Here is a 10084-nt window from a genome sequence, read left to right on the forward strand (position 1 = left end):
GTTATGGCTAATTAGACATTTATTGGAAGTAGCCGCCGGATTTTCATGTGGTTTTGTCTATTTTTCGAGGGGGTTTGTCTATTTAGACATTTATTGGAAAACACACATAGATTGGAGTTTTGCCAAATTAGACATTTACTGAAAAAAACCCACAAAAAAGACCCAGCCAAAAGGCCAGGTCCCGAACAGATTAAGCTGATTTTTCTTCAATTACTGTTCCGTCTTCCAAAACAAGCTTCGGAATACTGTTTTCGATAACGGTATCCTTTGTAATGATACACTTTGAAATATCATCGCGTGATGGAAGGTCAAACATGACATCAAGCATGATTCCTTCAATAATTGAACGTAAGCCGCGGGCACCGGTTTTGCGTTCAATTGCTTTTTTAGCGATTTCAGTCAAAGCATCTTCTTCAAACTCCAGCTCAACTTCATCGATTTCAAGCATTTTTTGATATTGTTTAACAAGCGCATTTTTTGGCTTAGTTAAAATTTCAATTAATGCCGCTTCGTCTAGCTGCTCAAGGCTGGCAATAACCGGAAGACGACCGATAAACTCTGGAATTAATCCAAAACGGAGTAAATCCTCAGGCAATACCTTTGAAAGAAGCTCTTTTTGACTAATTTCCTGCTGCTTTGGACCTGAGCCAAAACCAATTACTTTTTGGCCTAAGCGGCGCTTGATAATCGGCTCAATTCCGTCAAATGCACCACCGCAGATAAATAAAATATTCGTTGTATCGATTTGGATAAATTCTTGATGCGGGTGCTTTCTTCCCCCTTGAGGCGGAACACTTGCTACTGTGCCTTCAAGAATTTTTAATAATGCCTGTTGAACACCTTCACCGGAAACATCTCTTGTAATCGAAGGATTTTCAGATTTTCGGGCAATTTTATCAATTTCATCAATATAGATAATCCCTTTTTCCGCTTTTTCAACATCATAATCAGCCGCTTGAATCAATTTTAATAAAATGTTCTCAACATCTTCGCCAACATAGCCTGCTTCAGTAAGAGATGTAGCATCGGCAATTGCGAATGGTACATTCAAAATACGCGCCAATGTTTGCGCCAATAGAGTCTTCCCACTACCTGTTGGTCCAATCATACAAATATTACTCTTTGAAAGCTCGACGTCATCAATCTTGCTGTTGGAATTGATGCGCTTGTAGTGGTTGTAGACCGCAACGGACAGCGATTTTTTCGCCTGGTCCTGACCGATAACATATTCATTGAGAATTTCACAGATTTCTTTTGGTTTTGGCACATCTTTAAATTCTACTTCTTCTTCTGTCCCAAGTTCTTCCTCAACAATTTCTGTGCAAAGCTCGATACATTCATCACAGATATAAACGCCCGGCCCTGCAACTAATTTCCGAACTTGATCCTGTGTTTTTCCACAGAAAGAACACTTTAATTGTCCTTTTTCATCATTAAATTTAAACAAACCTTTCACCCCTTAAAACATGTTAAAACTATATTCAATGCCCGCGAATTACACAAACAAAACTTTTTTATCAATGGTATGTATTTTGCATTGTAACACATGATGCCAATGGACTGGAAATAAAAAGCTTACACGATTATGTTTTCTTTTTTCTTATTTTGTTTGTGCAACTCAATTAAAAAACTATGTACTCATTAATCTTAACCATAATATTTAAAAATAAATCTTAAAGCCGTATGGAAATTATTAATTCGCCTTTAAGGGAACGTTTTCCTGCTTGTTAAAAAGGTTTCCCTCTACTTATTATAATATGTAATTTGAAAAATGTATAAAACAAGGCACGATTAAAATCGCGCCCTGCCATATTGATTTAGTTATTTCTTATTTTCAACAAGAAAGTCTACTGCTTTTTTAAGTTGAAGGTCTGCTTTAATACCTTCTAAACCGCCAAGTGCTTGTTTGATGTTGTCAACAGTCATGTTGTACATGCCAGCCATTTTCTCAAGCTCGGAGTTTACATCTTCGTCAGATACTTCAAGGTTTTCCGCTTTAGCAATCGCTTCTAACGTTAAGTTGATTTTCACGCGATTTTCAGCTTCTTCCTTCATTTGGTCACGTAAGGCTTTTTCGTCTTGACCTGAGAATTGGAAGTATAGCTCAAGGTTCATACCTTGCATTTGTAAGCGTTGTTCGAATTCTTGAAGCATACGGTTTACTTCTGTTTCAACCATTACTTCTGGAACTTCTACTTCAGCGTTTGCTGCAGCTGACTCAACCACTGTATCGCGAAGGTGGTGCTCTGCTTCATGCTTTTTGCCGTCTTCTAAACGAGTTCTGATTTTTTCTTTAAGTGCATCTAATGTTTCAACTTCATCGTCAACATCTTTTGCAAACTCGTCATCTAATTCAGGAAGTTCTTTACCTTTAATTTCATGAACAGTTACTTTGAAAACTGCTGGCTTACCAGCAAGTTCAGCCGCATGGTATTCTTCAGGGAATGTAACTTCCACGTCTTTAGATTCGCCAGCTGCTACACCTACAAGCTGCTCTTCAAAGCCAGGGATGAAAGAACCTGAACCTAGTTCTAATGTGTGGTTCTCAGCTTGTCCGCCTTCGAATGCTTCGCCATTAACGAATCCTTCAAAATCAAGAACAACAGTATCACCATTTTCAGCAGTGCCTTCTTCTTTAATCACAAGCTCTGCTTGACGCTCTTGAAGAGTTTTTAATTCGTTAGCTACATCTTCTTCGGTAACAGTTGTATCGAATGCTTCTACTTCAATACCTTTGTATTCGCCTAGTTTCACTTCAGGCTTAACCTGAACAGTTGCTTTAAAGATAAGCTCTTTGCCTTTTTCCATTTGCTCGATGTCGATATCTGGACGATCTACAGGCTCGATTCCTGTTTCGTCAATTGCATTTCCATATGCTTCAGGAAGAAGAATATCTAATGCATCCTGATAAAGTGATTCTACGCCAAAGCGTTTTTCAAACATTCCGCGAGGCATTTTACCCTTACGAAAGCCTGGAACACTTACTTGCTTAACAACCTTTTGGAATGCCGCGTCTAGACCTTCGCTAACTTTGTCAGCACTTACTTCAACTGTAAGAACGCCGCGGTTTCCTTCTAACTTTTCCCATTTTGCTGTCATACCTATTTTCCCTCCAACAATCTATTCTCATATCATTCGTGACGAATTAGAGTAGGAAAATGTCTTGTTCATCAAGCCATTTTTCCATTTTTTTAAATGTAAAATATATTTTTTACACAATGCAACCCCTACATTATATCATAGGTTTGCTTTCTTTCAACAGCAAAGGCTATATATTAGGATAAGAAATTTTCTCAATTTCTTCGATTTTTACAACCGCCTGCCCTATTTCTTTCGGGTGAACAGAGTATGCCTGCGCAATTTTCCCGATTTTCGGATTTAAGCCAAGGTATTCTTCAACAAGTAATTGAAAGGCTCCAGCCCATGCTGCGGGGCTTTCCGGTTCTAGCGTGAAAGGATAGCTAATAAAAAAAATCCGCTCTACCATTCCGATTGTATTGTCAAATAGAACAGGATTATTACTTTCTAAGTGAATTTCTAATAACTCCTTTACTTCCTTCATCCTAGGCTGTACCCTAACTTCCGGCAGTTTAGCAGGAATTACTTTTTCCTCTAGCGAGAATTTCCTGACCACTAATTCTTTATCAATTTCCTGCTCTTTTAACAGTGTTAACAGGATCGTTTTGAGAAAGGCATGGCCATTGTCAGCTTTTAAATATTCGGTAATTTCCGGGACATATGGGCGGATATTCTTCTCCGCCAAACCTGAAATAAGGAGCATTTGTTCATTTAAATTATTGTTTTCAAATAGATTTAACTTATTGAGGCTGCTTTCTTCTGGTTCTTCTTCACTGCCGTCTTGAAGATGATTCTCGGCCATCCGCTTGCTAAATTGAAGGATGGTTAAAAAATGATCATGTTTATCCGGCGGAATCTCTTTTTCTTCTAATAAAACCTCAATGGTTTCAACAATTTCCTGGTATTCATGCAGTTGAATGAGGACTGTTAAATATAAATCCACCATTTGGAAATAGTCGCCAATACCTTTTAACAGCATTTCATTCGCAAGTTTTTTTGCTTTTTTAAAAGAACTTGCTTCAAAATAGGCAAGCACAAGTCCGACTAAAATGTCATCATTATCAGGGTCCAGCACTTTTGCTTCTTCCAAAAGAGTGATTGCTTCGTTAAATTTTTTATTATGCAGGCTCTCTAAGCCCTTATCTGTTAATCTCTTTTCCATTCCTGGGAAGAAGATCAGATTGTCGATTCTTTTGGCTTGCTCCCGTTTCTTCATAAAAATCCGCCCTTTGGCTTGTCGTTGAAAAATAGTTTAGCATAAATGGAACATAAAAAAAACTCACTATAAAAGTGAGTTAAATGTTATTGGTATGTAGTATGGCGTCCCAGGAGAGATTCGAACTCCCGACCGTACGCTTAGAAGGCGTATGCTCTATCCGGCTACCAAACCGCTATATGTACGCTTTTTGAAACGTGCACTGATACGGTCATTTGACGAACTTTCGACCGTTTTCATTATAACACGCAATATCTATAGAAGAAAAGCGTAGAAATACACTTATTACATCAAAAAATGAGAAGGTCGCTAAACCCACTCTACAAAACTAGGTAGACGCAATACGCCTGACTTCATTAAATTACGGTATTTTACACGACACTCGATTGAAGAAATGTATGCTATGCCTTCAGACTTACTAGCAATAGGTGAACGGTAAACCTTTGCCTTTTCTTTTTGTGGTACACCAAGTTCCATTACTCCTAGATATTTTCCATCCTCGTCCGAGAGTACTAATCCAAAGTCTTTCGGCTGCTTTAGGTATCCAATCACGAAAGCTTCTGCGTAGTGGTAGTTAATTACCTTAGCCACGAATGTGATTACTTGCCGACTCGTAACGAGAGTCTTTCCGCTTTAAGACGATGCCATCCAATGATTGCTTCCTTACAGCGTCAAAATATGCTTCACTGTGCCCTACTGTAAATTGTGTTTTGGCAATTTGAGGCGTATCGCTCTGAACTGTGTCTTTCAATAAAGACTTTTTTATTTACACTTTCTCTAAAGAAAAAAGGATTGATTTTTCTCGACCCTTCTGAAATTATCCAAATTTAATTTCCAATAACTGTTATACATTAATTTTTGTTGTGGTTAGGTTTTCCTGTACAAATCCAAATATGCCCTTTTGAGTTTCTATACCAGCAGCCCATATTTTCGTATATTGAGTCCTTAAGGTATATTTATGAAGGTCCTCCAATCCCTGGATAATCTTTGAACGGGTTTCCTTGTGGGTAATAAACCTAGACCTGTTACTTGTGGAACGAAAACTCTCCGCCCAAAAACTACTAAGCATTTCATTAATTACTTGTCGGAATGAATACCACATAACACATAAAACATCGTTTGAGTCAAAAGTTTCCTCTTCAACAATTTTCTTAACTTCTTTATATGACTGCTTTAAATATAAATCTTTCATTACACCATTTTTCATAAGGGATTGACCGCTTTGATAAATGTTCTTACCAAGGGATCTGAATAAAGCATAGCCAAAATATTCTACGAAGTTAAAGGACATTCCTGATAAAGCCAATCCTAAAAGATACTCACTATCCTTGGACAGTTCTGCAATAACCTCTTCTCTTGATTTCTTACTAGGATCTATGCCATTTCTAGTACAAGCAGAATTGAAGTTTTCTCTTGCTGACGGTGTTACATTCCTAGCGAAGTTTCTAACTAGATAGGAAACAAGTAAAAGTTCGGGAGTAGGTGCGACATTAATTGCATTTTGTTCAAATGTTTGAAGCTGATATTTAAAATCATAACCATGTTGTTGTGGTCGATGCATAAACACCAGATTATACCAATCTTCCCTATCAAAAATTTTCGATTTTTCGTGAACAGCCTCCTCGGAAAATCCAATAAATGCCATCCAGGTTTGAGCAATGCTTTCATTATCAACTGTTCTTGCCTTAGACCCTAAATTCTTAGGATTAATTAAAAAATCAGACTTCCTTTTATTATTAAGTGTACTCCATCTTTTTGGATCCGTTGCGAAAGCATCCCAAGCGCCTTGCTTTCTTTCATAAAACCAACCCAACTCGGCAAATAGTTTTTCATATAGTATCTGTTCAGGATTATTCGATAGAAGGTTCCTTGGTTCCATTTTATTTTGTGTATTTGTTGCCCTAACAACTTGATCCACGTTTTTCACGGCATTTGTAAGCAAAATCCTTACCATTACAAAACAATTTTTTTCAAAGTCTATTTTTTCATCATTAGATAAGGTATTGTAAGCTTCCGTAATAGAAATCACAGTTTGAAGACCGTTAACAACTCCCGGCTCAGTCACCTTAAATGATTTTCGATTTTTCGAAGGGGTTCCATAACTTTTACAAATAATAGTAACTCCATTATTTAGATACCTAAACTCTTTTCTGGAAGATCTATGCTGGATTGACTTTTTTATTGCAGAATTTACTTTTGATTTTTTTATATTACAACGGACATTTGGCTCAAACAATTGATAGCCAAAGTTTTTATACGCAGATACTAAATCTATTGCCGGACAATAGAACACTGCACTAAAGGAATTATTAAGAATTTGGTCGTTATCACAGCGTAATTCAATCCAATCTTGCTTCTTTCCATTAATATTTTTCCACTCTCTGTTATCTTCACGCCATCTTGCCTCAATAATATCTGTGATATTTATTATATTCGTCCTGAATTCAATATTAACGTTTTCACAAAATTGAACAGGAGAACTCAAAGTCCGGTTGAACGCCTCAAATTCATCATATGCTTGTTTTGTAAGTCCCTCCCCAATAACAATCAAACTTAAATTCACAGTAATTGGGAGGTTCTCAGAGTTGTTCTCTTTTTCTGCTAATCTTTTTGAACTGATAATATGGGTCCATCTGTCCTTGAATTTTTTTAATTTCTCATTATGTTCAGGAATCCCCTCTTCATCTGTTAAATATGTCTTAATCCTTATTAAATCCATTACTCCAGCTTTATCATAGGTAATATTACTTATGTGTTGTGGGTCAGTGGTTTCCTGTGTTTTAACCTGAAATAAATCAAAACCAGAATCTGTAGGATACCAAAAGTCTAATCCTCTATCACCGGATCCATCCACAAAAAAATCTTCCTCTAAATCGTAACCTAACCATTTTGCCGATACTCTAGTGTAAGAAGCATCAAGTGTTCTATCTGATTCATTCATTTCTTCCAATACATCTGTAACAAAATTCTCTATTATATTTTCTTTATGTATACCTAGTAGCATAAAATTAAGCACCTCCACTCCCTATTTACTACTATTTTACCATCAAAATTTGAATTTGCCCCCTTAATTTTACTATTACACTTTAAGTTCCATATAAACAATCTCATCAGAAACAAAAAAGCATCTGCGTTAAGCAAATGCCACAATAATTAAACCCATACTATACCTTATCCACCAGACCTAGCCTAGCCTTATCTAACCTAGTCCAAAGGGGTACAGAAAGATTGCGAGTTTTGACTATTAAATTTGTGTTGCACCAGGCGTATTGCATAAATCAAGGGTGGGGTCGCTCTTGCAAAGGGGTGGCATCCTGTAATCTTATACAAACAAAAAAGCGAACCACTTTTGGCTCGCATGTCTCTTTGTATCCTTTAACTAACTTATAGAATCTTAATAGTATCAGATTAGTAAAAGCATTATTTCTTTTCAACTATTTCAAATAGTTGATTGATAAAAACTTCTTATAAAAGAATGGAGTTCTTTTAAGTTGTTAAATGTTTTTATTTTCTCGAAATCATCCGAACTTAAAGGCGTTAGATTGAATCTTTTAGCTGCTGAAGTAGCACCACCAATAAATATTTGATTATGAATATAATCCGGTGTATATTTATCCATATTATCATTGCTTAAATGTATATATTTTATATGCGGATAAAAATTATGTGCTTTTATTATCACACTTTTAACTGTTTCGATAGGGACCTTATGTCCTAACCAAATACTTTCTTGCGCATCCTTTTCTTTTTTAATGTTATTATCATATAACTCAGTCTTGAACCCTAATTTTTGGAAGTGCCCTTCCAATTCCTTTGAGTTGCGAAGTTTGGCATTTACTGATATTAAAAATTGCTCGTTTTTTAATAAATCTACAGCATTCACTATTTTTTTACTCATTTTGCTAATTTCTTGCTTTTTCTCTTCTCCTACCACATCTGTGATTTCAATACCATTTACTTTACTAACCAGTTCTTTTAATTGTCCCTCCAAATTTTCCACAATTTTCACGAGTTCTTTATTATTGTCTCTTTCATTTTCTAACATGTTTTTATAGAATTCATTAACAGGTATATCTACAGTAGTTTGTAAACTGTGATCAAATGTTTTTAAAAAAGTCTCATCGTTTTTATAGTCCGATGGGGCATACAGGTTTTTATGATACTTCGTAACAAGATTATAGAATATTAACAATACAAACACTGGAAATAAGACTATAAATAATACTATTATTAAATTTAAACTGTACGTTAACTTAGATTGAATAATAACAAATGCTGCAATACCATCTACAAGTACCAGAAATAAACCAATTATACCTAATGGATTATTAATAAATGATTTTAGACCACTCAGTTTACCATTGTTCACTTTTTTCGACTCCCCCCTTTAGATTCATTAACACGACATCACTTTGACCTTAAATAATATTTAAATAATTAATACATACATTATCATATCCCATTATATAATAGTTTTTGAAAATTAACATTTTATTTCCTTAGAATTAGTGGAAATTGAAAAAAAAGGGGGGGATTTCCCATCATTTAATAACGAATACCATTTCTGTTTTCAATTGTTATTACTTAAACCCCTTTTTCCCTAATAGATGGTTATTTGATTTAACGTGTTTGGAATAACAGGTTTATATTACCTCTCTTTCGTTAGCGTTTAACCGTCACCAAAATAAATATAGGAAAAAAGATACATAAGTTGGCACTTGTCAGCTTCCTATACTAAAAGTTCATGTACAGTACGGCGAATGCCTAAATAAAGAGCGTGCCTCTCTTGCGAAGGAGGGACTCCTATTCTATGGCAAATCGAGTAGAGGGAAAATAATTAATTATTTTCGCCCCTCTCACACCACCGTACGTACGGTTCCGTATACGGCGGTTCAATTTATATTACAGTGTGTACTTTTAGATAATGTTCTAAAGCAGAAGGAAGTCCCCTCTGCTTTAGTCTTTTATTTGAGATTGCTCTTTGTACGACTTTCGATAATCCGATATACCGATAACCTCTTCGACAGAAAGTTAATCCTTTCGCCTCTTCTTCAGGAATCCCTAATTGAACAAGCGATTTGATTCGTTTCCGTGATACCTTCCATTGCTTCCAGATGATAACTCTAATTCTGGAGCGAAGCTTCTTATCTATCGTAGTCAGCGCTTTTTTCATATTTGAAATTCTAAAGTAATTGACCCACCCAAGTATGACTTGTTTTAGTTTTAAAATTCGGAAGTCTAGCGGTACACTCCAATTACGCTTTGTTAGTTTTCGGAGCTTCCTTTGAAATTTCTGTATTGACATGAGATGGGGTTTTACATGATACCTCTTGTTTTTGATATCGTAATGATACCCAAATCCTAAGAATTTTAAATCTTTTGGGCGAGAGATTTTGCTCTTCTCCACATTGACTATTAATCCTAGTTTTTCTTCTATAAATCTCACGATTGATTTCATCACTCTGTTTGCGGCTGTTTCACTCTTTACAAAAATGAGAGCGTCATCAGCGTATCTCACGAACCGTAGTCCTCTTTTCTCTAGTTCCTTATCGAGTTCATTTAACATAATATTACTCAATAGTGGGCTAAGGTTTCCTCCTTGCGGAGTCCCGACTGGTGTTTCTTCATATTTCCCTTTCACCAAGACTCCACTGACTAAGTATTTTCTGATTAACGAGATGACATCACCATCATTTATTGTGTTGGCAATAATTCGCATGAGTTTATCGTGATGAACTGTATCGAAGAATCTTTCAAGGTCAATGTCTACTACCCAATCGTGTCCGTCAT

At 36.0% G+C, this 10084-nt stretch carries 7 protein-coding genes; all 7 read right to left on the bottom strand.

Annotated features, from left to right (window positions below):
* Positions 1-190: 190 nt before the first annotated feature.
* Positions 191-1447, bottom strand: coding sequence for an ATP-dependent protease ATP-binding subunit ClpX (gene clpX, locus ACIQCO_RS13560; RefSeq protein ID WP_400429260.1), 1257 nt, complete (start codon positions 1445-1447; stop codon positions 191-193).
* A 374-nt stretch (positions 1448-1821) separates the two neighbouring features.
* Positions 1822-3099 carry a trigger factor gene (gene tig / locus ACIQCO_RS13565; protein ID WP_400429262.1) on the bottom strand — a complete coding sequence of 426 codons (1278 nt, stop codon included), beginning with the start codon at positions 3097-3099 and terminating at the stop codon, positions 1822-1824.
* 169 nt (positions 3100-3268) lie between these two features.
* The gene (locus tag ACIQCO_RS13570; protein ID WP_400429265.1) at positions 3269-4294 is read right to left on the bottom strand and encodes a tetratricopeptide repeat protein; all 1026 of its coding nucleotides are present in this window, start codon (positions 4292-4294) and stop codon (positions 3269-3271) included.
* A 309-nt stretch (positions 4295-4603) separates the two neighbouring features.
* On the bottom strand, positions 4604-4846 hold the full coding sequence (locus tag ACIQCO_RS13575) for a hypothetical protein (RefSeq protein ID WP_400429268.1): 243 nt from the start codon (positions 4844-4846) through the stop codon (positions 4604-4606).
* Between the two features lie 292 nt (positions 4847-5138).
* Complete coding sequence (locus ACIQCO_RS13580) at positions 5139-7298, bottom strand: AIPR family protein (RefSeq protein ID WP_400429271.1); 2160 nt, start codon at positions 7296-7298, stop codon at positions 5139-5141.
* A 435-nt stretch (positions 7299-7733) separates the two neighbouring features.
* Positions 7734-8663: a hypothetical protein gene (locus tag ACIQCO_RS13585; RefSeq protein WP_400429274.1), complete on the bottom strand. Its 930-nt coding sequence runs from the start codon at positions 8661-8663 to the stop codon at positions 7734-7736.
* Between the two features lie 528 nt (positions 8664-9191).
* On the bottom strand, positions 9192-10084 hold an 893-nt coding region (locus ACIQCO_RS13590; protein ID WP_400429277.1), incomplete at its 5' end, for a reverse transcriptase domain-containing protein.

It is taken from the genome of Neobacillus sp. NPDC093127 (genome assembly GCF_044754175.1).
GTDB lineage: Bacteria > Bacillota > Bacilli > Bacillales > Cytobacillaceae > Neobacillus.